This is a genomic window from Herminiimonas fonticola, assembly GCF_003293745.1.
GTDB lineage: Bacteria > Pseudomonadota > Gammaproteobacteria > Burkholderiales > Burkholderiaceae_D > Oxalicibacterium > Oxalicibacterium fonticola.
In genome coordinates this window covers 688,631-711,806 of sequence record NZ_PTLZ01000002.1, presented here as the reverse complement: position 1 = coordinate 711,806, position 23,176 = coordinate 688,631, and the positions used below count along the sequence as shown (strand labels likewise).

Annotated in this window: 26 protein-coding genes and 1 pseudogene; 17 read left to right on the top strand and 10 right to left on the bottom strand. The window is 51.9% G+C overall.

Annotated features, from left to right (window positions below; all coding sequences use genetic code 11):
• Positions 1 to 106: 106 nt before the first annotated feature.
• Positions 107 to 862, bottom strand: coding sequence for a 3-oxoacyl-ACP reductase family protein (locus tag Hfont_RS10730; protein ID WP_181666444.1), 756 nt, complete (start codon positions 860 to 862; stop codon positions 107 to 109).
• A 144-nt stretch (positions 863 to 1,006) separates the two neighbouring features.
• On the opposite strand from Hfont_RS10730, the gene Hfont_RS10725 reads away from it, so the two are divergent.
• The 5 genes and pseudogenes from Hfont_RS10725 to Hfont_RS10705 all read left to right on the top strand — a co-directional run bounded on the left by Hfont_RS10725 (position 1,007) and on the right by Hfont_RS10705 (position 4,311).
• Positions 1,007 to 1,930 (top strand): LysR family transcriptional regulator, encoded by a 924-nt coding sequence (locus Hfont_RS10725; protein ID WP_112992356.1) that lies wholly within the window; start codon positions 1,007 to 1,009, stop codon positions 1,928 to 1,930.
• Entirely contained in the window at positions 1,931 to 2,602 is a 672-nt protein-coding gene (locus Hfont_RS10720; RefSeq protein WP_112992355.1) for a tRNA-uridine aminocarboxypropyltransferase, read from the top strand.
• 405 nt (positions 2,603 to 3,007) lie between these two features.
• Positions 3,008 to 3,109: pseudogene (locus Hfont_RS10715) on the top strand (IS3 family transposase); the annotation flags it as partial.
• A gap of 137 nt (positions 3,110 to 3,246) precedes the next feature.
• The gene (locus Hfont_RS10710; protein WP_112992354.1) at positions 3,247 to 3,813 is read left to right on the top strand and encodes a hypothetical protein; all 567 of its coding nucleotides are present in this window, start codon (positions 3,247 to 3,249) and stop codon (positions 3,811 to 3,813) included.
• 24 nt (positions 3,814 to 3,837) lie between these two features.
• Positions 3,838 to 4,311: a nucleoside deaminase gene (locus tag Hfont_RS10705; RefSeq protein WP_112992353.1), complete on the top strand. Its 474-nt coding sequence runs from the start codon at positions 3,838 to 3,840 to the stop codon at positions 4,309 to 4,311.
• Positions 4,312 to 4,482: 171 nt separating this feature from the next.
• Here the strand turns inward: Hfont_RS10705 and Hfont_RS10700 are convergent, their stop codons facing one another.
• Positions 4,483 to 5,157 carry a glutathione S-transferase gene (locus Hfont_RS10700; RefSeq protein WP_241523071.1) on the bottom strand — a complete coding sequence of 225 codons (675 nt, stop codon included), beginning with the start codon at positions 5,155 to 5,157 and terminating at the stop codon, positions 4,483 to 4,485.
• A 128-nt stretch (positions 5,158 to 5,285) separates the two neighbouring features.
• Between Hfont_RS10700 and Hfont_RS10695 the strand changes: the two genes are divergently transcribed.
• The 5 genes from Hfont_RS10695 to Hfont_RS10675 all read left to right on the top strand — a co-directional run bounded on the left by Hfont_RS10695 (position 5,286) and on the right by Hfont_RS10675 (position 10,595).
• Positions 5,286 to 5,867 carry a TetR/AcrR family transcriptional regulator gene (locus tag Hfont_RS10695; RefSeq protein ID WP_112992460.1) on the top strand — a complete coding sequence of 194 codons (582 nt, stop codon included), beginning with the start codon at positions 5,286 to 5,288 and terminating at the stop codon, positions 5,865 to 5,867.
• Between the two features lie 318 nt (positions 5,868 to 6,185).
• Positions 6,186 to 6,698: a DUF1993 domain-containing protein gene (locus Hfont_RS10690; RefSeq protein WP_112992352.1), complete on the top strand. Its 513-nt coding sequence runs from the start codon at positions 6,186 to 6,188 to the stop codon at positions 6,696 to 6,698.
• 32 nt (positions 6,699 to 6,730) lie between these two features.
• Positions 6,731 to 8,491 carry a bifunctional metallophosphatase/5'-nucleotidase gene (locus Hfont_RS10685; protein ID WP_112992351.1) on the top strand — a complete coding sequence of 587 codons (1,761 nt, stop codon included), beginning with the start codon at positions 6,731 to 6,733 and terminating at the stop codon, positions 8,489 to 8,491.
• 188 nt (positions 8,492 to 8,679) lie between these two features.
• A complete protein-coding gene (locus tag Hfont_RS10680; RefSeq protein WP_112992350.1) occupies positions 8,680 to 9,273 on the top strand; it encodes a TetR/AcrR family transcriptional regulator in 594 nt (197 codons plus the stop codon).
• 44 nt (positions 9,274 to 9,317) lie between these two features.
• The gene (locus tag Hfont_RS10675) at positions 9,318 to 10,595 is read left to right on the top strand and encodes an MFS transporter (protein WP_112992349.1); all 1,278 of its coding nucleotides are present in this window, start codon (positions 9,318 to 9,320) and stop codon (positions 10,593 to 10,595) included.
• A gap of 16 nt (positions 10,596 to 10,611) precedes the next feature.
• On the opposite strand, the gene Hfont_RS10670 is transcribed toward Hfont_RS10675, so the two are convergent.
• Both Hfont_RS10670 and smpB read right to left on the bottom strand, forming a co-directional pair.
• Positions 10,612 to 11,253: a class I SAM-dependent methyltransferase gene (locus tag Hfont_RS10670; protein WP_112992348.1), complete on the bottom strand. Its 642-nt coding sequence runs from the start codon at positions 11,251 to 11,253 to the stop codon at positions 10,612 to 10,614.
• A 28-nt stretch (positions 11,254 to 11,281) separates the two neighbouring features.
• Complete coding sequence (gene smpB / locus Hfont_RS10665) at positions 11,282 to 11,731, bottom strand: SsrA-binding protein SmpB (protein ID WP_112992459.1); 450 nt, start codon at positions 11,729 to 11,731, stop codon at positions 11,282 to 11,284.
• Between the two features lie 81 nt (positions 11,732 to 11,812).
• Here smpB and Hfont_RS10660 point away from each other — a divergent pair, with 81 nt between their 5' ends.
• From Hfont_RS10660 to Hfont_RS10645, 4 genes are all read left to right on the top strand, one after another.
• Positions 11,813 to 12,538: a sulfite exporter TauE/SafE family protein gene (locus Hfont_RS10660; RefSeq protein ID WP_181666443.1), complete on the top strand. Its 726-nt coding sequence runs from the start codon at positions 11,813 to 11,815 to the stop codon at positions 12,536 to 12,538.
• Positions 12,539 to 13,003: 465 nt separating this feature from the next.
• Positions 13,004 to 13,414: a GreA/GreB family elongation factor gene (locus Hfont_RS10655; RefSeq protein WP_112992347.1), complete on the top strand. Its 411-nt coding sequence runs from the start codon at positions 13,004 to 13,006 to the stop codon at positions 13,412 to 13,414.
• Between the two features lie 219 nt (positions 13,415 to 13,633).
• Entirely contained in the window at positions 13,634 to 13,984 is a 351-nt protein-coding gene (locus Hfont_RS10650) for an ArsR/SmtB family transcription factor (protein ID WP_112992346.1), read from the top strand.
• A complete protein-coding gene (locus Hfont_RS10645) occupies positions 13,981 to 14,529 on the top strand; it encodes an SRPBCC family protein (protein ID WP_112992345.1) in 549 nt (182 codons plus the stop codon). Before Hfont_RS10650 ends, Hfont_RS10645 begins: the two co-directional genes overlap by 4 nt.
• A gap of 14 nt (positions 14,530 to 14,543) precedes the next feature.
• On the opposite strand, the gene Hfont_RS10640 is transcribed toward Hfont_RS10645, so the two are convergent.
• Positions 14,544 to 15,224 carry a MarC family protein gene (locus Hfont_RS10640; RefSeq protein ID WP_112992344.1) on the bottom strand — a complete coding sequence of 227 codons (681 nt, stop codon included), beginning with the start codon at positions 15,222 to 15,224 and terminating at the stop codon, positions 14,544 to 14,546.
• A gap of 65 nt (positions 15,225 to 15,289) precedes the next feature.
• Entirely contained in the window at positions 15,290 to 16,216 is a 927-nt protein-coding gene (locus tag Hfont_RS10635) for a DedA family protein/thiosulfate sulfurtransferase GlpE (protein ID WP_112992343.1), read from the bottom strand.
• A gap of 196 nt (positions 16,217 to 16,412) precedes the next feature.
• Here Hfont_RS10635 and Hfont_RS15090 point away from each other — a divergent pair, with 196 nt between their 5' ends.
• Positions 16,413 to 16,586: a hypothetical protein gene (locus tag Hfont_RS15090; RefSeq protein ID WP_162845901.1), complete on the top strand. Its 174-nt coding sequence runs from the start codon at positions 16,413 to 16,415 to the stop codon at positions 16,584 to 16,586.
• 43 nt (positions 16,587 to 16,629) lie between these two features.
• Here Hfont_RS15090 and asd read toward each other — a convergent pair whose 3' ends face one another.
• The 4 genes from asd to Hfont_RS10615 all read right to left on the bottom strand — a co-directional run bounded on the left by asd (position 16,630) and on the right by Hfont_RS10615 (position 21,218).
• Positions 16,630 to 17,475, bottom strand: coding sequence for an archaetidylserine decarboxylase (asd, locus tag Hfont_RS10630; RefSeq protein WP_170176897.1), 846 nt, complete (start codon positions 17,473 to 17,475; stop codon positions 16,630 to 16,632).
• Between the two features lie 100 nt (positions 17,476 to 17,575).
• On the bottom strand, positions 17,576 to 17,803 hold the full coding sequence (locus Hfont_RS10625; protein WP_112992341.1) for a hypothetical protein: 228 nt from the start codon (positions 17,801 to 17,803) through the stop codon (positions 17,576 to 17,578).
• Positions 17,804 to 17,879: 76 nt separating this feature from the next.
• Positions 17,880 to 19,817, bottom strand: a complete 1,938-nt coding sequence (locus Hfont_RS10620) for an AsmA family protein (protein WP_112992340.1) — start codon at positions 19,815 to 19,817, stop codon at positions 17,880 to 17,882.
• A gap of 228 nt (positions 19,818 to 20,045) precedes the next feature.
• Complete coding sequence (locus Hfont_RS10615) at positions 20,046 to 21,218, bottom strand: NAD(P)H-dependent flavin oxidoreductase (protein ID WP_112992339.1); 1,173 nt, start codon at positions 21,216 to 21,218, stop codon at positions 20,046 to 20,048.
• Between the two features lie 222 nt (positions 21,219 to 21,440).
• Between Hfont_RS10615 and Hfont_RS10610 the strand changes: the two genes are divergently transcribed.
• Positions 21,441 to 22,139 (top strand): VIT1/CCC1 transporter family protein, encoded by a 699-nt coding sequence (locus Hfont_RS10610; protein ID WP_112992338.1) that lies wholly within the window; start codon positions 21,441 to 21,443, stop codon positions 22,137 to 22,139.
• An 89-nt stretch (positions 22,140 to 22,228) separates the two neighbouring features.
• Positions 22,229 to 23,173, top strand: a complete 945-nt coding sequence (locus Hfont_RS10605; protein ID WP_112992337.1) for a DnaJ C-terminal domain-containing protein — start codon at positions 22,229 to 22,231, stop codon at positions 23,171 to 23,173.
• Positions 23,174 to 23,176 lie beyond the last annotated feature (3 nt).

Below are 23,176 nucleotides of genomic sequence, written 5' to 3'. Positions count from 1 at the left end.
AAGCAAAGTTGATTTCGCGCAGCTTTGATTTAAGGACAAGCTATAAAAAAATTGGTCTGCTATAACGCAGGCCAATTTTCATTTTTTCCATATTCTGCTTGCTTGATTACGCGGCAAAACCACCATCAATCGTCAAGCTGGCACCAGTGATGTAACCAGCTTCAGGGCCAGCAAGATAAGCCACGAAAGATGCGATTTCTTCTACCTTGCCATAGCGTCCGACTGCCATCAAACCTTTCAAACTATCTGCAAAATCACTGTCGGCAGGATTCATATCGGTATCAACAGGACCTGGCTGCACATTATTCACAGTGATGCCGCGTGGGCCAAGATCGCGTGCCAGACCTTTGGTCAAACCGACGATTGCTGCTTTACTCATCGCATACGCTGCACCGCCCTGGAACGGCATGCGGTCAGCATTTGTGCTGCCTATCGTGATGATGCGACCACCGTCGCCCATGTGACGTTGCGCTTCTTGAGTTGCAACGAACACACTACGCACATTCACTGCAACGGTGCGATCAAAATCTTCCAGCTTGAATTCTTCAATAGGACCCAAAGCCAGGACGCCAGAGTTATTCACCAGAATATCAATACCGCCGAAGGTCGCTGCTGCTTGATCGATGGCTTGTTTAACTGCTGCAGCATCGCTACTGTCGGCCTTGATAGCCAGCGCGCGGCCACCGCTTTGTTGAATCGCATAAACAACTTCATTTGCCTTGTCAGGCGAGCTGACGTAAGTGAAAGCAACTGCGGCACCGTCACGTGCCAGACGTTTGACGATGGCGGCACCAATACCGCGTGAACCGCCTTGAACGAAAGCTGTTTTGCCTGCCAAAGTTTGTTGTGTTGAGTTCGACATGATTTATTCTCCGTTTGTTTGATTAAATTAAGTTGAATTGCGAGACGACGGAGTCAGTATCGATCATGAATTATGTTGTGACTAGATAGTAATTTCTATAATCTGTTGATACTAATGGTTTAAAGTGATTATAAAAGGACCGCCATGGAATCCATGAGCAGCATCGAATGTTTTGTCCGCAGCGCAGAGGCAGGAAGCTTCTCGGAAGCCGCACGGCGCCTCAGTCTGACTTCGGCCGCAGTGGGCAAGAACGTGGCAAAACTGGAGACAAATCTGGGCGTGCGCCTGTTCCAGCGCAGCACCCGCAGCCTGAAATTGACCGAGGCTGGCGAACTCTTCCTGGCAGAAGTCAGCGGCGGCCTGGCGACTATCCAGTCAGCTGTCGCCAATCTGGCCAACGTGGATGGCCAGCCTGCAGGCACGCTGAAAATCAGCATGGGCACAGGTTTCGGCCGTACTTATATCGTGCCTCTGCTCGCAGATTTCCTGAAGCTTTATCCTGCCATCGTGCCTGACTGGCACTTCGATAATCGTCGCGTCGATATGGTGGCTGAAGGATTCGATGCCGCCATCGGCGGTGGCTTCGATTTGCCGCCTGGTGTAGTGGCACGCGCGCTGGCACCGGCGCACGGTGTGCTGGTCGCAGCACCGAATTACTTTGCGGATAAAGCCATGCCGCGCGTGCCGGAAGATCTGGCGCAACACGATGGCATTTTGATTCGTTCACCGCAAACCGGGCGCATACGTTCGTGGCCTTTACGCAATCACGTGAATGAACAAATGCCGATTACCTTGCGTACGCGCATGACCATGAGCGACCCCGATGCCGCGTGTGAAGCAGCCCAATTGGGCCTGGGAATCGCGCTGATTTCGATGCCTAATGCACTTCATTACCTGGAAAATAAAAAACTGATACGCGTGATGCCGGATTGGTATGTCGACATCGGCACGCTGTCACTCTACTTCACTGCACAAAAGCTGCTCCCTGCAAAAACACGTGCCTTCGTTGATTTCGTGGTTGAACATTTCCGCAAAGAGAAATTGGCCAAGCGATTTTCTGCAATCTGAATGGATCACATGACATCCATTAAACGAGCACTCTGTACAAAATGCCTGCGCCCGCAACGTACATGCATTTGCCGTTGGATTACACCGACTGGGCACGAGGTCGAAGTGCTTTTTCTGCAGCACCCGCTGGAAATCGACAACGCAAAGGGAAGCGCGCGCCTGCTGCATCTGAGTTTGGCGCGCAGCCAAATAATTACCGGTGAAGTATTTGCGGAAGATGAGTTGCGTGGATTGCTGTATGCGCCCTTCCCTCATCGACAAGATAATGATCAGAGGCAAAAAACAATTCTGCCATTATTGCTGTACCCCAGCACCTCGGAAGACGGCAACATCGCAACTCCGCCAGTATTGACTATTCCTGCAGATAACACAGCAATCCAATATCGCCTGGTCGTAATCGATGGAACCTGGCGCAAAAGCCGAAAGATGCTTTACCTCAATCCGCTACTGCAACAATTGCCGCGCCTGCCTTTAAGCGATCCACCTGCTTCGCATTACCGGATACGCAAGGCACACAAGCCGGATCAGCTCTCGACGTACGAGGCGACCTGCCATGCGTTGATGCAACTGGAAAATGAAACAGAAAAGTATCTACCCCTGCTAGCGGCATTCGATGGCTTTGTTGAACAGATCAGTAGCTACGATCCAAAATCAAAGGAAAGCGAAATCTGAAAAATCGACCGCCCAATAAAAATCATCCTCCATGAGCAACCAATTATTCTCAACCTTGTTCCGCTTTATCGCGATCTCGGCCATGATAGGTCGCCGGTTGAATCCAAGGCCAATAGCGGACATTCATCTGCCGCAAAAAATGAAAGCACTTGAAAATTATTAAGAGAGGTAATCGCGCTATTAAAAATTGAAGAGAACGATTGGAACTATTTAAGCGAGACAGTCGAAACGTATTATAAGAAGCAAGGTCGAGCTGTTTCAATTTTCTCTTCCTCTTTACCGAGCTATATAAATGCTTTGGAATGTTGTTTCTTGCAATCGGGCCTGCGATTCCAACGCTTCCGTCTGCTGCTGCAGAAGTATTGCGCATTGATGGAAGTTACGAAGAAGCACGTACAAACGTGTTTCGATTACATTCGGTTTTACAATCGGCATCGCCGCCATTCGACATTAGGGTATTTGACCCCGGCCGGATTCGAGCCACGCCAATTAGCACTCAATGCTTAACCTGGTGTCCATTGAGACCGGGACAGACTACACGTCTCAGTAAATCCTTAGTTAAAAATCAGGAAAGCCCGATGGACACGGTTTTGCAGCATGTCTACGCTCCTGTTTCATAAATACACATAACGGGGACTTGCGGCATGTTGTCAGACGAACTTAAAGCTACTGCATCGTCAGTAATTTTTTTGATTAGCTCGCTCGGTCTCGCGATGACGGGGCCCAACACAATGGTTATTAGCGGTGGTATTGCTGCAAGTCTAGCGGCCGCCGTATGCCTATTCGCCAATCAAATCCCAGGCATAGGAACTAGATATGAACGTCTCATACCCTTCTTTGGATTGTGTGCCAACGTACCGCTTACGATCAACGGTATATTTATGATCCAGGGCGGTATGGCATCCGGGCAAAACGCGCTGACAATAGCCGGAACCTGTTTGGCGCTTGCCAACGGCGTTTTTTATGGAAACGCAAATTTCAGAGCTTGCTTCAATTGGATCACTGTAGTTAACCACGCACGTTTCAGCATGGGTGCGGGTGCAATGATTGCGGCTTCCGGGGTAGCCTCGCATGCGCCGGTACTGACGATGATTGGCTGCGGTTACGTTACTGAGGCCGCGCTGCGTAAACATCTAGCATCCCAGCTCGTCGTGTCCCCACCAGAACTTCGAGCCGCTTGTGCTGACTGCCAGTGCACGCCGAAAATTTAAAATACCATTGAAAGGAACACAATCATGACTAATGAAAATCGCTACCTGCTTGACGCCATCGAACTAGCCCGCGCCAACATAAGCAGAGGTGGGCGCCCTTTCGGTGCGATTGTGGTACGGGATGACGTGGTGATCGCCACCGGCGTCAACGAAATTTGCGCAACCAATGACCCGACAGCCCATGCCGAATTAATGGCCATTCGCGCCGCCAGCCGAAAACTCGGTTCGCCTGATCTCAGCAGTTGTGTCGTCTATGCCAGCGGCCATCCGTGTCCCATGTGCATGGCGGCCATGCGCATGGCTGGCGTTCGCAAAATCACCTACGCCTATTCCAATGCGGACGGCGCGCCGTTCGGACTATCTTCCGCAGCGGTCTATGAGGATCTTGCCAAGCCCTTCTCCGAGCAATCCATGACAATCCGCCACATGCCAGTGCCAACGGACGACCTTCCCGATCTGTACACTGAGTGGGCACGCGAGCGCGACAAGCAAGCATAGGCGCATGAAGCCGGAGCTACCACCCGACGCCCCACGACAGTTCGCCGTCACTCTGCTCAGGCTCAGTTTAGGGTGGGGAGCAGACGTCAGCTATCGGCCAAGAGTGGACATTTGCATGTATGCCACACAAAGCTGTCCCGGCCGACCATTCTCAATTCTGCGAAAGCCCTCTTAACTAGAAAACGCCGGTTGTGTAGCAACACTTTCGCGTTTTTTCATCCGCTCGTACCAGGAAAGCAAGGCTTTGCATTCCGGTGGGACTTCCAGATTTACGATGGCAGCAAACACTAGGCCTCCGATGACAGTTATGTCCGCCATCGAAAATTTGTCGCCAGCAATGAAAGGTTGGCGCTGGAGCACTTTGTCAAAGTAATGCATACCTCGAATCGCTTTGTCACGCTGACGGAATCCCCATTCTGGATTTTGGTAAAGCTCCACCAATGGTCCCAAGCCTGGCGTGCCATGGTGAAAATAGACACTAATAGCGTCAAGCAATTCGATTTCGGCCCGCTTGCTCATCATATGAATGATTCCCTGCTCCAGAGGCGTGCTGCCCGTAAGGCTGGGCGACCCATCTAGCGTATCGAGGTATTGAGTAATGGCGGTGCATTCGGCTATCAGTGTGCCATCTGCCAACTCGAGCACTGGCAGCGTTCCCGAATAATTTTTTTGCTCGATGAACTCTGGTTTTTTGTGTTCCCCCTTGTACAAATCTACCAGCTCGAACCGGATTTTCATTTGCAATTTCTTTTCTGCTATAGCGATTCGTACGCGCGTCGGATAAGGGCCGACCGGAAAGTCATAGACCGTCATATTGGTGCTGTTGGTTGTGGTGCTAGATGTCATTACATTCTCCTGAATTAAATAGAATTAACAAAAAAGGAGGGTTATACACAAATCCTACCTAACGTTTGTTAGGTTTAAGAATATGCGCTATACTGGCATTCGTCAACCATATATTTGAGGGCATCATCTTGAGTACCAATCAGAGTTCTAGTTCTAGCGACAAGATTCTTGCTGCCGCTACGCGTATTGCTCAGGCGCACGGCTATAGGGGATTAAATCTGCGTACTCTGGCTGAACAAGTGGGTATAAAGGCCGCAAGTCTGTATCACCATTTTCCAAGTAAGGCGGATTTGGCTGCAGCAGTGGCTCGACGCTATGCTGACGATTCAGCGGCCACCTTAGAGGCAATAGCAATGAATGCAGGAACGCCTGAGGTATGTCTGAATCGATACCCAGAAACTTTTCGACGGTCATTAGAGAACGGTAATCGTATTTGTCTTTGTAGCTTCATGACTGCTGAATACGATGATTTACCGTTAGAGGTTCAAGTCCAAGTGCAAGCGTTTGCAGAGGTGAACGTGGCATGGCTAGGTAACGTGCTGCAACGGACTGGAATGAAGCGAAAGCCTGCTGAACTTCGCGCTCGCGCAATCTTTGCGGCCATTTCAGGGGCACAGCTCATGGCGAGAGGAAGGCAAGATATCAAGCTCTTTGATTCCTTAATTGAAAGTTATCGTGCAGCTGGTCTTCTCTCTTTTGATAATGCGTAGTTGCGAGCAGATGTCCGCTATCGGCCTTGGATTCAGCCAACTTGTTGCATTGACCGGTTGAATCCAAGGTCGAAAGCAGACTGTTTACTCCTCGCAAAAATCACGTCTTCGACCACGATTTAAAATAATGAAGCGCTGTCTTTCGCTATATCCCTTTTGTGACAATCAATACCCGTGTTGCAATCACGAAGAAAATATCGAGAGTCTGCCCATTTAAAGACGCAGGCAACGCGTCTTTGATTTCCTGCCTATAATCGCTGCACGCTTTACCGCCCATTCGGCGAATGACCTCACTGCAAACTTATTCAAGGAACTTTCATGACCATTTCTCTACACGCCGCTTCTGTCCCTGTTTTCAAACAAATGCTTAACAGTGTCAGCGCTCTACTGAGCAAAGCAGAAGAACATGCAACAGCAAAAAGCATAGAGCCGAATGCTTATCTGCAAGCTCGTCTCTACCCGGACATGTTCCCTTTGATTCGCCAGGTACAAATCGCAGGCGACTTCGCCCGCGGTGTCTCGGCTCGTCTGGCCGGTCTGGAAGTACCGAAAGTCGATGACAGTCTGGCGACTACCTTTGCGGATTTGCGCGCGATGCTGGCAGAAACTGTCGCCTTTATCGACGGCATCCCGGCAGACAAGATCAACGGTCAGGAAGCACGCGAGATCGTTCTGCGCCCAGGTACCCCGAAAGAAAGAAAATTCAACGCTCAGGACTATCTGGTGCACTTCGGCCTGCCGCAATTCTTCTTCCACGTGACGACGACTTACGCAATCCTGCGCCACAACGGTATTGAAATCGGCAAGCGCGATTTCATGGGCAATCCTTAAATACTGTCTTTTTAAACATCATCGTCTGAGCGATGTTTAAATCAAGCAGGATACTGCTGGCGCTGTCTGTCATTTTTTTGACCGGCAGCGCCAGCAGCGCTTCTGCAGATGCCAGCAATGTCGAGGTCAAGATCATTGCCTTCAACGATCTGCACGGCCATCTGGAAGCACCTCGTTTATCCTTGTTCGTCCCTGCCGCAAATAGCGTCGGTACTTACGTGCCGGCAGGCGGCGCGGCTTATCTGGCCAGCGCAATCAAATCACTAAAGCAAGCCAATCCCAATCACGCCGTTGTATCTGCCGGCGACATGATAGGTGCGTCGCCGCTGGTCTCTGCCCTATTCCTCGACGAACCAACTATAGAAGCGGTCAATGCATTCGGCATCGACTTCAACGCGGTAGGCAATCATGAATTTGATAAAGGTTGGCGCGAGTTACTGCGTATGCAAAATGGCGGTTGTGCCAAGTTCACGCAGCGCGAACCATGCGCGCTCAACAAGCAATTCCCTGGTGCCAATTTCGGCTTTCTGGCGGCCAATACATTCAAGGCTGACGGGCAGACCTTATTCCCTGCCACCGGCATCAAATCATTCGGTAGTGGCACACAACAAGTCAAAATCGGCTTCATAGGTTTGACGCTGAAGAACACGCCGCACATCGTCACGCCTGCCGGCGTCGCCGGACTGAGCTTCGCCGACGAAGCTGGCACCGCGAATGCATTGGTACCGCAGTTGAAAGCGCAAGGTGCCGATGCGATCGTGGTTGTGATCCATGAAGGCGGTGTAACCAATGGCAGCAGTGAAAGTTCCTGCCCCAGCCTGACCGGCGCTATCGTGCCTATACTTGAACGTCTAGCTCCGGCCATCGACGTCGTGGTTTCCGGGCATACGCATCGATCCTACATTTGCGATTACGGCAAACGCAATCCGGCCAAACCATTCTTGCTGACCAGCGCTGGGCAATACGGCACTGTGATCACAGACATCAATCTGACCATCGATCCACGCACGCATAAAGTTGTTTCAAAATCTGCGGACAACGTCATCGTGCAGGGCGAAAGTTTCGTGAATAACGCCGGAGTGACGATCAAGCCATCGGCAGACTATCCGCGCTTTGGCAAAGACCGTGATGTCGATGCGATCGTCACCCGTTATGCCGATGCGGCAGCCGCATTGACCAATCGCATGGTCGGCAGGTTGACGATATCCGTATCACGCAGGTCAGCCATATCCGGCGAAAGCCCGCTAGGCAATTTGATCGCGGATGCGCAACTTGCCGCCACACAGTCTGCCGAACATGGCGGAGCGCAAATCGCGCTGATGAATCCGGGCGGTATTCGTGCCGACCTGCATGTGCCAAATAGAGGTGGAGAGATTACGTATGGGCAGATATTCAGCGTGCAGCCGTTCGGCAATAATCTTGTCGTGAAGAGTTTTAGCGGTACGCAATTACATCGAGTGCTGGAACAACAATTCAAGCGGCAATCGAATACCGACGACGGTCCGCGCATATTATTTCCATCTGCAGGATTTACTTATTCCTACGATCTGCAAAAACCTGCCGGCTCACGCGTCAGCGCGATGCGCCTGCATGGCGTGCCGATTGTCGACAAAGCTATCTATCGCGTGACGATCAACAGTTATCTCGCGAACGGCGGCGATCAGTTCAGTCTATTCAATAAGGGCGAACATATCTCTGGCGGCGCGATCGATGTCGATGCGCTGGAAGCATATCTGCGCAGTCATTCGCCGATGACGCCGCCTGCGACAAACAGGATTACCCGCATCGATTGATGTCGGCATCTGCCGTTGTCAATCTCACATCGTGAGAACCCTGGCCTGCAAGTACGCCCCCTGGATTTAGCGTTACGCAAATTCATTTTCAGCCAATCCAATTAAATTTATAGATGATGAATAACATCTATTGCATTTATGATGATTAACATCTATTATTCGTTCAAGCCTACTTTTCCGAACCTGCCATGCCACGCGTATCCAAAGAACAAACCGACCTGAACCGCTCTGCCATCGAGAACGTTTCTGCAAAACTGTTTCGCGAAAAAGGCTTCAACGGTGTCAGCGTCGCTGACCTGATGGCAGCAGCCGGGCTGACGCACGGTGGCTTTTACGGGCATTTTTCATCCAAGGATGAATTGGCGGCAGTAGCCTGCGCCAATGCGTTCGACCATGCAGTTGAGCGCTGGAAAAAGCGTGTGGAGAGTGCAAAGGATGAAAAAACTGCACTGAAAACCATCGTCGACAATTATCTGTCGTCGAAAAATGTACTGGATATTGGTAACAGTTGCCCAGGCCCCGCCCTCGCCGTCGACGTCGCACGCGAAGCGCACGACAAGCCGGTGCGCGCCGCCTATCTGGCTGGCACTACCGAATTGGTGGAGGTGCTGGCATCACTGGTTGCATCCGATGACACCGCAACGCGCAGGAAGGTAGCGCTGGCGCAATGGAGCACGATGGTAGGCGCGATGATGCTGGCGCGCGCCACCCATGACGATGCGATTGCGGAAGAAATTTTGTCAGCCGCACGCGCGCAATTGCTCGCTAATGCAAATGTCTGATTCACCATTCAACAGCACCCTGTCGAACCACAAATAGGAAATTCATGTTCGCTCAATCATTGTCCAGATGGCTGGACCGCAAAGGTATCCATTTTTCCTGGATGATCGTCGCTATCACCTTCCTGACCATGCTGACTTCTGCCGCCGCGCTGGGTTTGCCGGGCGTGCTGCTGCAACCACTCAGCAAGGAGTTCGGCTGGACTACGGATCAGATTTCATCCGCAATCGCACTGCGCTTCATTTTGTTCGGCCTGATCGGACCGTTTGCGGCCATTTTCATGGAACGTTTCGGCTTGCGCAATGTGATCTCGACTGCACTGACGCTGGTGGCGCTTTGTCTCGCCTTGTCCACGCAAATGACACAGCTCTGGCATATGTTCATGCTGTGGGGCTTGATCCTTGGCATTGCGACCGGCATGACGGCACTGGTATTGGGCGCAGTGGTTGCCAATCGCTGGTTTGAAAAACGGCGTGGACTGGTGATCGGTCTGCTGACCGCAAGCTCTGCGACCGGACAATTGATCTTCCTGCCGGTCGCTGCGTGGCTGATCGAGCATCACGGCTGGCGCATGGCTGTGTTGCCGGTATTTTTCTGTTGCGCCCTGGTCGCCGTTCTGGCCTTCCTCCTGATACGCAACCATCCTAATGATGTGGGCATCGTCGCTTACGGTGCTGACCCGAGCGTGGCATTGCCTATGCAAGCTTCAGCAGCACACATGACTTTGCTGGAGCCGTTGAAAGTACTGGCCAGTGTTTCTCGCAATCGCACCTTCCTGGTTCTTGCCGGCACCTTCTTTATCTGCGGCCTCTCCACCAGCGGACTGATCCAGACGCACTTTATCTCGCTGTGCGGCGATTACGGCATGGCTGCAATCCCTGCTGCCAGCATGCTGGCGATGATGGGCGCCTTCGATTTTGTCGGCACCATCTTGTCGGGCTGGCTGTCCGACCGCTATGACAATCGCAAACTACTGTTCTGGTATTACGGCTTGCGCGGTTTGTCGCTGCTGTGGTTGCCACATTCGGATTTCACGCTGTATGGCTTGTCTATCTTCGCAATGTTTTACGGATTGGATTGGATCGCGACGGTGCCGCCCACGGTCAAACTGGCGGGTGCGACGTTTGGCAAGGAGCGTGCGGGCATGGTGTTCGGCTGGATCTTTGCGGCACATCAGATCGGCAGTGCGATCGCTGCTTACGGTGCAGGTTTGTCACGCACGATGTTGCTGACTTATACGCCAGCCTTGTACACCGCTGGTGCGGCGTGCCTGTTTGCAGCAGTGATTATTTTCATGATACGAAAACCGGCAAGGGCGGTTTAAGAAGTAGCAAACAAGATCAGATCTTGCGCCAGATCGAGGCCAGCCAAGGTTGCTGTTCACGCGGCAAACCTGGCGGCCGATAGTAATGCTCCAACTCGGCGAACCCGGCATCTGTCATGAATTGACGCCAAGCGGGTAATTCGAAATAAGCGCCATAGCGATCGCCGCTCCATCCCTCCTGGTTTTCACCGCGCGGATTGGAGGTGAAGAGTACGCCGCCGTTTTTCAAGCTTGCATGCAGTTGTTTGAGTACGCGTGGCAATTCCTGACTCGGCACATGAAACAGCGATGCATTGGCGAACACGCCGTCAAAACGTTGTTCCGGCAAATCCAGCTTCAGAAAATCCTGTTGCCATACTTCGCAGTTTGCATAATCACGCGCCATCTGTACAAACTCTGCCGAGCCGTCCAGGCCTACCGGCTGATGTCCCAGTGCTATGAACGTTTTCAGATCACGCCCCGGACCGCAACCCAAATCCAGAATACTGAAAGGTGCAGCGCCCTCTATATGCTTTAGCAAGGAGTGAATATTCTGGCTGACATCATGCGAGCGCGTGCCTTCCCAGAAAGCAGCGGCGCGCTGGTTGTAATGATCGAGCGTGACATCGGTGATATGCGTGAGTTCTTGCGAACTGAGTTTTTTGTCTGAATTTTGCATAGCGAATTTTTACGTTTTCAGCTTGAGATCAACGGCGATGGATCTTCATGATTTTTTGATGCTCACGCTGCCAGTCGCGTTCTTTTTCGGTATTGCGTTTGTCGTATTCTTTCTTGCCCTTGGCCAGCGCAATCTCGCACTTCACACGGCCTTGCACCCAGTGCAGATTGACAGCCACCATCGTGAAACCGGATTGATCGACCTTGCTGGTTAAACGTTTGATCTCTGCCGCATGCAGCAAGAGCTTGCGCGTGCGTATCGCTTCCGGATGATCGAACGCTGATGTACTGTTTAATGCGCTGATGTGTGCGCCGAACAGGTAAATTTCATTGTCGCGCGCAATCACGTATGCTTCTTTCAGCTGCACACGGCCGGCGCGGATCGCCTTGACTTCCCATCCTTGCAATACAATGCCTGCTTCGTATCGATCTTCGATGAAGTAATCGTGAAACGCTTTTCTGTTGTCTACTATCGTCATGGCACTCTCTATTAATACCGGCAGTGTAACGGTCTGCAGCACAATCTGCACTGGCAGCAAACACATACATCATCTGCACGCATGATTTCTTATCTCTTTGTCCTTATTGTCGGCCTGATTGCAGGTGGCATCAGCGGCATCATAGGCACCGGCTCATCCATCATCCTGCTGCCGATACTGGTGTATACCTTCGGCCCCAAACAGGCTGTACCTATCATGGCAGTCGCCGCCGTCATGGCAAATCTGGCGCGTGTGATGGCGTGGTGGAAGTTGATCGACTGGCGCGCATTCGCAGCCTACTCGATTACCGGCATCCCGGCGGCGGCCCTTGGTGCACGCACCCTGCTCGCCTTGCCTGCCAACCTGATCAATATTTTTCTCGGCATCTTTTTCATTGCGATGATTCCAGCACGTCACTGGCTGATGCTGCGCAACTTTCGCCTGCGCCTGTGGCAACTCTCGATAGCCGGTGCCTTCATCGGCTATCTGACTGGCGTGGTGCTCTCGACCGGACCGCTCAGCGTTCCGGCCTTTATTTCATACGGATTGGTGAAAGGTGCCTTCATCGCAACCGAAGCCGCCAGCTCGCTATTTCTTTACGTCAGCAAGATCATTACCTTTGGCGAGTTCGGGGCAATGCCACCGAATATCTTCATCAAAGGTTTACTGGTAGGCGCCTCGTTGATGGCGGGTACCTTTGCCGGAAAAATCGTGATGCTAAAGTTGAGCGATCAAGCGCATCGCTATCTGCTGGATGTCTTGCTGCTGTTTTCAGGCTTGTCTTTGCTGTGGGCCGCATTGCGTTAACCTTATTTCCACAAACAAAAACCTCTTGTGCAAAAACACAGATGTTCATGAGGTTGACGTAAACCTGCAAACAGCTATACTCATCCAGGTCGCGCATCGATTGCGCGCATTGCTTAATTTTTCATCATTATTAAAATGACCACCGCGCCAACCTTCCTGTCGAAACGCATCAGTTCTGCGCCGAACACGGAATCCCTGCGCGCGCATTTTCTGCTCGCAATGAGCGTCTCTGCCATCGCCCACGGCGCGGCGGAGATTTACACACCATCGTCTTTCACAAGAGACCTCGCCTGCCTCTCTTAGGCTCGGCGAGTATCAGCAGGAACGAAGTTTCGTTCCCTCACATCACTCCCGAGCCACCCGCCTGAATCTTCCTTTTTGTTGATGCTTGTGTAATCACGCGCATCGATATTGCACTGCCAATTTTGGCCTGCCTTTCGTGGTCGGCCACGGAGAACTATTGCCATGAAAAATCAACGTATCCTGAAACAAAACGATGCCGCTATCCTGAGCCGGCTTGCTGAACAATTATTGCGCCTGGCTGACGTTGAGCTCAATGTCGGCGAAGAATTGCTGGATATCGTTTCAACGTCGAAAATACTCGCCGCTGACACGGAACGCAAAGATTGCGTTGCGCTCTATTCAAGTGTGAGCTATACACCGGCGAACGTTGACGACAAACGAATCCTTACGCTTGTTTGTCCGCATGAAGCCAATCCGGAATTGGCATATGTATCGGTCTTATCGCCTATAGGCATGGCATTGATAGGTAGAAAAACGCTACACATCATCGATGTCGCCTTGCCTGCCAATCGCATGGAAAAAATCAAGATACTTGAGGTTGCCAACGTGAACTTGATCAGCGAGGTGGAATAGCCATGAAGCGTGAAAGAACACTCTTTCTGATTGACAGACGAAGGCGGGTACGCAAATACCTGTACGCGCTGATCACAGTCTGTGCAACCTGCATCGTTGCAGTGATGGCGCTGGAATGACTCGTATTACCTTATCAGTTCTACAGCACAGTTTCACCGCACTCGAAAAATATTAAACCAAAAGGTTGACTTTTAATTTTCGCCTGATATATTCAACTGTATGGTTGAATTAAACTCTCAAAAACTCGATGCCGTGTTCACCGCTCTTGGCGATGTAACACGACGGAAAATGCTGCGACTGCTGGCCGACGGCGAACGGACGATCAGTGAACTTGCTGCTCCTTTCGATATGTCGCTGGCCGGTGCGTCCAAACACGTCAAAGCATTGGAGAATGCCGGCCTGATACTGCGAACGGTACAAGGTCGTACACACACCTGCTCCCTGCAGGCTGCGCCGTTGGCAGCCGCTGAGGATTGGTTACGTTTTTATGAAAATTTCTGGTCGGATCGACTTGATGCATTGGAGCGCGAGCTGCAAAAATCAACGAAAGCAAAAAGGAGAAAAACATGAGTGACTATGGCGTGGTAATTGATACGGCAACGGTACGCATGGAGCGTACCCTGTCCGGTTCCGTGGATCAGGTATGGGCTTATCTGACCGATTCGGAGAAACGCAGCACATGGCTGGCATCCGGCATTATGGAATTGAAAGTGGGCGGTCAAGTGACACTGGCATTCGACTTCAAATGTCTGACAAAAGAAATCACACCAGAACGTTTTCGCCCCTACGAAACTGGTCATGTGCAAAGCGGCCACGTCACGCAATGCGAACCACCACATCTGCTGTGCTTTACCTGGAATGAAAAAAATGGACAAGGATCGGAAGTACGCTTTGAACTAAAGCCACAAGGGAAAAAGACACTGTTGACTTTGACTCACAGCAAACTGCCGAACCGCAAAGAAATGGTCAATGTGTCAGGCGGATGGCATACCCATCTGGACGTCTTGGAAGATCGTTTGAGCGAACAAGAGCCACGCCTGTTCTGGAATACATTTTTACAAATGGAAAAGGAATATCAGGCGAGTATTCCGGAATATCCTGCAGCGAATGCTTGAACAAGATGAACGATTCAGCCGATAACTATGCCCGCTTCGTTCATCAGCCCGAGAATGCCATGCCAGAGTATTTCTATACCGATGCACAGAAGGATAAAAGCTGACAAGCGCAACAGCACCATGGTGCCCAGACGTCCAAGCAAGTTCATCAGCTTGTTTGCAGAGTTGTAGCAGAGGTAAATCACCAGTGCCGTCATGGCAGCGCCCAAGGCGGCGCTGCCGATGGACATCACCCAATCGAGCACGCGCGTCGGTGTGTTGGCACCCAATGTGATTGCTGCAGCGATGGAACCGGGGCCGACCGTCAGCGGAAAGCTGATCGGATAAAAACTGCGTACCTTGAAATCCTCATCCGACCATACTTCTACCTGCTTGCTCGCGACTTGCGTACGAATCGCATCATGAGAATTGTCATTCAATAACCGCCAGCCGGTTGCCATCACCAGTATGCCACCACCTATGCGCACAATCGGGAGCGATATCCCGAAGAAATTCAACACATGTGAACCGATAAACATCGCGCCTACCAGCATCAGGAAGCAATTGATCGCTACTTGTCGTGCCAGTCGCTTTTGTGCTTGCGGAGCGATATTGCCGTGCAGGCTGGCAAAAACCGGCGCATTACCGAAAGGATTCAGAATCGGCAGCAAGGTAACCGGGATCAGAACTGCCGCTTTTAAAAACAGAATCAGCATGCTTGTACTTCCAGAGTGAATGAGTTGCGACTAGTAAACGACGATTACAGGAATCATCAAATAGCCTAATTTTTATCCACCGAAAAACCTGCTGCGACCCATGCGTCTATCCCGCCGGTCAATGGACGCACACGCGTGTAACCACGTTGCATCAATTTTTTTGCCAAGCGTGCAGCCGACGCTTCATTTGGACAGGCACAATAAATAATTACTTCCGAATCTGTCGTCGTATTCACCACCAAGGCACTGATGTCATCATCAGACAATATCTGTGCGCCTGGAATTCTTCCGGTTTGACGCGACAGCTCGGAACGCACATCGATGATGGTGGGCGGATTACCCGTTTTCAGTAATTGCTCCAGCTCTTCCACAGTGATGCGCGCCATGCGCAGCTCCTTGATGAAGGCACGACGCTGCCACCATTTCTTCGCGATATAGACGGCCAGGGCCAAGGCGACAAGCAAAATTCCCCACTTACCCAGACTGGCCAGAATATCCAGCAAATCGGCAACGGCAGAACTGAACAGTGAACCAAGAAAAATTGCCGAACCCGACCACAGCGCAGCACCCAGCGCATCGAACACTATGAATTTTGCAGGGCGCGTACCAATCGCGCCGGCCAATGCACTCGCAACCGACGCAAAGCCGGGAATGAATTTGGCTACCAGCAATGAGGCCGGGCCATAACGCACATAGATAGATTCGGTTTGCCGCACGCAGGAATCGGGCGATAATGAAATTTTGCACAAACGCGCCATCACGCTGGCACCATAACGCCGACCGGCTTGATACCACGCGAAATCTGCAATCAGGGCCGCGATAACGGCAATGAACAACAGCATGGGGCCGGAGTATTCACCTCGTCCCAGCAAGGCACCAGTAATCACCAGCGTAGGGTAAGCGGGAACCGGGGCGCCCAATTGTTCTATCAACACATTGCCAAAAACAAACAGCAATCCGTATTGCTCAATCAGTTCCAGAAGGAAGCTCATAGTATATTTTCTGCGGTCAGTTCAACTTTTGCCCAATTATTTGGACAGTGAAAGCATATCAGGCAGATGTGGGACACGCTTGCCGATTTCAAATGCATGAGAGATGATTCAGCCACTTGAATCTGATTTTCGGACTAGGTTGAATCTTTTGCAAACGGTCTTGTCTCAAAAAACTTAATTACCCAAGGAGTGCTGCATGAACAAAGAAGAGAAGGTTTGGCTGAATACAGATAACGGTGAGAAGCAATCAGGGCAAACCGAAAAGGAGAGCAACAAGCCTCAAGCACTGAACTCGGACGACATAAAGGAAGAGGAAAAACGTTATGGCCTGGTGGATGAAGATCATCCCTTCCCGTCCAAAGGTAATTGAATCCAAAGATATAGACGCCCTGCCTTGCGGGCGTCTTGCGACCTTAAGGCGTGACTGCGGTTTCTTTCGCAGTTTCTTTAGTTATCGCCGATCCCATAGGCTCACCCAATTGCACAGCCCGTTCCGCTAACCATGCCTGATTGAAGGCCAGCGTTTGGGCTGGGAACAACATCACGACGGTGGAGCCAAGCAGGAAGCGGCCCATCTCTTCGCCTTTTTTCAAAGCGATGAATTGCTTGTCGTAGTGCCATTCGCGCACCACACCCAGACGCGCGGCATTCACGACACCGTGCCACACCGTCTGCATGCTACCGACGATAGTCGCACCGACCAGCACCAACACGAACGGTCCTACCTCGCCTTCAAATACGCAAACCACGCGCTCGTTACGCGCAAACAGATTAGGTACGCCACGCGCCGTCGTCGGATTGACCGAGAACAAATCGCCAGGCACATAAATCATCCGCGTCAAACGTCCGTCGCAGGGCATGTGGATGCGGTGATAGTCGCGCGGGCTGAGATACAAGGTGGCAAAGCTGCCATTCTCGAATTTGGTTGCCAGCTCTTTATCGCCGCCAACCAGCATGGTCGTGGAATAGTTGTGGCCTTTGGCCTGAAAAATCTGATCTTTTTGTATCGCGCCAAACTGGCTGATTGCACCATCGACCGGGCAAATGAAGGGGACATCCGCAATCGGTCTTGCGCCGCTGCGTAATGCGCGCGTGAAAAATTCATTAAAACTGGCGTAGCTGTGAATATCCGGATTCGCCGCTTCGCTCATATTGACTTTGTACTTGCCGATAAACCAGCGTATCAACCCGGTCGTTACACGTCCCGCCTTCGCGCCGGCAACTTTGCCGGCAAAGACGGTCAGTGCCTTTTTGGGCATAAGGTATTGCGGGATTACAGGCAGGCGATTGAGCACAGGCGATATTGGTAGTAAAAACGGGTAATAAAAACGGTGGCGTGATTGTAGCGCTTGTTTGCGTTTATTTTGGAGCGATCACGCGGGTGACGGTAATACGGTCTATAAAAAATTCACCTTCAATACAAGTACGGTGCGGGACGGCAGCCAGCTCAAAGCCGCGATTCTCATCCTCCATCCACATTTTCACGAGCGTCTCGAACTCTTCAGGATCCAGCCGTAGCGCCTGTGCCGAGATCACAAACCGCGCGCCGTCCTTTTGCTTGTTGACAATATCTTCTATGAGAGCCATCGGTGATCCTATTTCGAAACAAAAACTGCCGACATCATAGCTTTTGTTTCACTTCTATTCCATCAAATGCGCTGTTTCAGTTCGGCGATTGCCGTTTATCCCTGTCGTTCGCGGCTTTTGCCTTGATTGAGAAGACTTGATGGCAGGGATCGGACTCGGGATTTGCGCCATCCCATAATGAGGTTGCAACGACACTGAGGCCGCTGGTCAAAATAGCTGCACCCACTCGGGCGATGGCTCCGACAGCACCGGATTCATCCAGGCTCATTTCAGGTTTGACGATCTGACCGGTAATTTTGACCTCGCTGGCAAACGTGGAAACACCCAGATTGACGCCGGAACGTGCGCGCACGCGGCCATGCAAATCCAGAGTCTGATCGCGCATATCGACCTTGCCACGTGTCAGCAACTGGCTTACGTCGCTACGAGCGCCGACGATGCCTTCACCTTCAGCCATCCCTGACTGGAATGGCAAGCGTGCACTGATACAAGATAGATCGACGCGATCCGAATCCTTGGCCGAGAACAAACCGGTCAGCCAAAACTCAGCCTGCCCTGCTTTCGGTGAAAAGATTTTTGCCGCACCGATTTGAATATGAACGGGGCCAGTCACTGACGCGGCAAGGCCATTCATCGATGTACCCTGTGCTGTAATTTTTGCATCGACCTTCATCTTGCCGCCAGAGACAGTGATACTTTTCCCGGTTTGCTTGAACCACTGCTCCAGCGTCGTATCTTCCATTTGCAAGTTAAGTTGAACGGTCTTTCGACTGCCATTGAAAACTGCGTCGCCAGCCGCAGCACCGCCCAGCAATTTCCCGGAAAACTTATTGACTGTCAGGCGATCGTCGTTGAACGTCATCTTCGCGCTGGCATCTGTCACTTCAATCCCGGAGCGCAATTTCAAGGCGGCGATATTCGCATCGACTTTGCCTTGCGTCCCATTCAGTGCGACCAGCAAATGCCAGGCGAACGGATTGTCGCGAAACAGCTGGCCGGCTTTCTTTGGTGGCAATGGCGGCTGTCCAGCATCGAGAAAAGTCTGGATCATATCCACACGATCCGCTTGCAATTGCGCGCTAAAGACTGGGGTTTTACCGCGAAGATTGATCTGGCCTTCGCCGGATAAATTCATCTTGCCCAATTGCAGCTTGAGATCCTTGAAGTCGGTTTTTCTATTGACCGCCTGCAGTGCAACGCTAGCTTTCAATGGTGCGGGTGTGTCTTGCTTCACACCGAGGAAGCCAAAAAATTCCTGCGTCGACGGTGCTTCGATGGTCACCAGCAAATCGTAGTTGCTCAGGGAAGTATCGAGCGGCATTTTTCCGCTGATGGTGGCGGAAGCCTGTCCGGATTTGGCGTGTATAACGCCCTTAGTCACGGCACCTTCTTGACCAAGAGAGGAAAGATCATCAAGCTTGCCGTTGAGCTGCAGCAAATACTGGTCGCGCTCCAGCTGCATATCGAACTCAACATCATGCAAATTCTGATGACCATCAACACGCAGATTTTGTACCTGCCATGTCCTGGGTTCATTTTCGGCATGACGGAAGCGGATGTGACTATTTTTCGCATTCAAGCTTGTCAGCGCCATGGAAATTGACGAGGAGGCTTGCGCACGCGGGAAGTCCCAACTGCGGCGACCGTCATTCGCAATATTGAAATTGGTTTTCAATCCGTCGAAATGCAGGCCGCTCACGACGAATTTCCCTGTCAATAAAGGAAGGAAAGCGAACTCCACCTGCATATCCGCAGCTTCAATCAGGTATTTGTCGCGCGCCCAGTCCGGATTGGAAAGCATGACATGCTTTGCATGCAACTGCGGATACGGGAACAGTTGCAGTGCTATGTCTCCTATCGTCAGATCACGCGACCATTCCTGCTGCGCCTTGTCGCGCGCCAGTTCTTTCAGGTGCTTGCCGTCCACCAGCATGGACAAGCTAATGCTAGCGATCACGAACGCCAGCAGCAAGCCGGATATGACCCACAGTAAGACTTTACGGCGTGCGTTCATGACACTAATCCTCGTATGGAAACTCTATATCGAAGCGAATTTCCGCTGACATTTCTTGAAAATTCCACGCTCGCATAATGAGCAGGAGACAGGAATCAAGCAACAACAGCTATCGATAGTGGTCGAGGATATAACAGACAGCACAAGTCGTCATGCAAGACTTGACGCGAGGATATGTAGGACAAGAAGACTTTTCCCAAAAGAGACGATACTTTCAGACGTTCAAGTTCAGCTCGCTACAGCAAGCATCGGATTGACTCCCTTCAGTAAATAATCAATCAGCTCACGTACCGGGCGGATCGCATTGCCGAATGGCAGAGGCTCGGAGCCACGGAAAAACAAGCCACGTTCAACATCGCCTTTCAATGCAAAGCCGAGTTGGGTATCAATGCAGAACTGCCCTGCCTTGGCGATACCGTCACGCAAACCGCACTGATGCAGGCAGTCGAAACCGACCGTACAATCCTTGGGACCGGCTTTACCCTGCAGCTTGGCTTCTTTACCTAGATAATTGACCAACCATTGCGTCTTCACTGCACGCGCCGGCAAACCGGCGCAACTCATGAAGGTAACGATATCTTCCGGTCGCGCAGCGGCCAGCACATGCTTGAAGTTGATATGCGCATCGCCTTCTTCCGACACGGCAAAGGCAGTACCGAGCTGCACCGCGCTTGCGCCCAGGCCAAACAATTCGCTTACCTGTTGCGGATTGTGTATGCCGCCGGCGACGATGAGCGGGATTTTTTCAGGCTCTATGCCCAAGTCCTTGAATAGTTGCCGCGTGCCTTCGAGCACAATAGAAAAAGCAAAGTGAGGATCGTTGACGCTATCGAGGCCGGCCGCGCCCAGATGGCCGGCTGCATATTGCGGATTCTCGATCACGATGGCATCCGGCAGGCGATTGCGTCGCATCCATTTTTTCAGTATCAGTGCAATGCCGCGCACATCGGACAAGATAGGCAGCAAGGCCACATCGGGGTAGTCCGCTGTCAGTTCCGGCAAATCCATAGGCAAACCGGCACCGACCACGATGGCATCGGCACCGCTCTCACACGATTGCCGCACATAGGCTGAATATTCGGCGACTGCGCGCATTACATTGACGGCGATCATGCCCTTGCCGGCTGCGATTTCTTTCGCCGCCTTGATTTCGCGGTCAAGTGCAATCAGATTGGCAGAGTTGATCGCGGCCTTGTCACGCGACTTCTCGGTTTGCCTCGTCAAATCTGCATGATGGCGACGCAAATCAACGCTGGAAATCGTACCGACTGCACCCAGTTTTGCGACATTACCTGCCAGGCTATGCGCAGAAACACCCACGCCCATTCCGCCTTGTACGATAGGGAGCAGCAATTTATTCTTCAGCTTCAATTTCGGGAATACGATATCCGGCACAATCATCCTTCGCTTGCAATAGAGTTGACCGACTGTAGCAAAGCAGCTTGCGAACAAATTGACATGGATCAAAATTGACCCAGACAATGCACCCGATATCGAATTAAATGCCTGGGCATGGCGAAAATTCAGGCCTTTCCAATTTTTCAGACTGCTGTGATTGTTATGTAGATGGTCAGGATGCTAGAGTGTCATTACCATTCAGCCATAACGCTACGGGAGCCATGCATGCCGCATCATCATCGTGCCGAAAGTCATCTCAACGGTCGCATCGGCTGGTTACGTGCAGCAGTACTCGGTGCGAACGACGGCATCATTTCTACTGCATGCCTTTTACTGGGTGTCGCCGCCGCCAATGTCGAGCGTCATGAATTATTAATCACCGGTATTGCGGCGCTCGTCGCCGGTGCCATGTCGATGGCCGCAGGTGAATATGTGTCAGTCAGTTCGCAAGCCGATACCGAACAGGCTGAACTGGAACGCGAGCGCATAGAGCTGCACGAACAGCCGCTTGCGGAACATCGCGAACTGGCATCCATTTATGTCACACGCGGCGTAACGCCGGAGCTGGCGGCACAGGTTGCACAACAATTAATGGCGCACGATGCCTTGAGCGCACATGCGCGCGATGAACTGGGCATTCATGAAGCCTCTGCCGCACGCCCTATTGAAGCAGCGCTCACATCGGCCATCACTTTTTCCGTAGGCTCGGCGCTGCCCTTGCTGACTGTGTTAATCGCACCCGCACATTTATTGATTCCTGCGTTGGCATTGACCTCACTGCTGTTCCTGATAGCCTTGGGCTTACTGGCAGCGCGTGCTGGCCGCGCACCACTATTGCGTGCTGCGGTACGCGTCGGATTCTGGGGCGCATTGGCAATGGTGACCACCGCCGGCATAGGAAAAATATTCGGCACCATCGTTTAATGACTTTCTACGCATCATATGGATAAGTTTTACTGAGTAGATATTCTGGCGATTGAATCTTCTCTGAAATCTGACACAAGGCTGCCGTCATGAAATTCAAGGATTATTACGAAACACTGGGCGTCAAACGCGACGCGACGCAAGACCAGATCAAAAGCGCCTATCGCAAACTGGCGCGCAAACTTCATCCCGATGTATCGAAAGAGGCGGATGCAGAAGCACGCTTCAAGGAAATGGGCGAAGCCTACAAGGTTTTAAAAGATCCGGAGACGCGCGCGTCCTACGATCAGCTTGGTGCCAACTGGAAAAACGGACAAGACTTCCAGCCGCCACCGAATGCGGATGCCGGTTTTGAGTTTGGCGGTCGCGGTGGCCATGCAGGGTTCGGCGATGTATCCGACTTCGGTGAATACTTTGAGCAAATGTTTGGCCGACAAACCGGTTTTGGCCATGGTCGACGGCACAATGTGCATGCGCAAGGCGAGGATCATCATGCCAAAGTGCAAATCGATCTGGAAGACGCTTATCGTGGCGCCGAACGTAATATCTCGCTGCGCATGCCGGTGATCGATGACAGTGGCCATGTGGTCACCAGGGATCGCACTCTTAGCGTCAACATTCCAAAAGGTATACGTTCCGGACAAACCTTGCGCCTGTCTGGTCAGGGCGGCCCCGGCATAGGTAGAGGAAAAGCCGGCGACCTGTATCTGGAAATCGTCTTTCGTCCACATCCGCGCTATCGCGTCGATGGCCACGACGTGTATGTCGATCTGCCGCTCGCACCGTGGGAAGCTGCACTCGGAGCCAGCCTGACGGTAGCGATACCGCAAGGCTCGATCGAGCTGAGCATTCCACCCAATTCCGCTGCCGGCCGCAAGCTGCGCCTGAAAGGTAAAGGGATACCCGGCAAGGAAGCAGGCGACCTGTATGTGGTTCTGAACATCGTCTTGCCACCCGCCGATACTGAACAAGCAAAAGAAGCTTATCGCAAGCTGCGTGACGCTGCTCCCTTCAATCCTCGTGCCTTTTCATAAGGA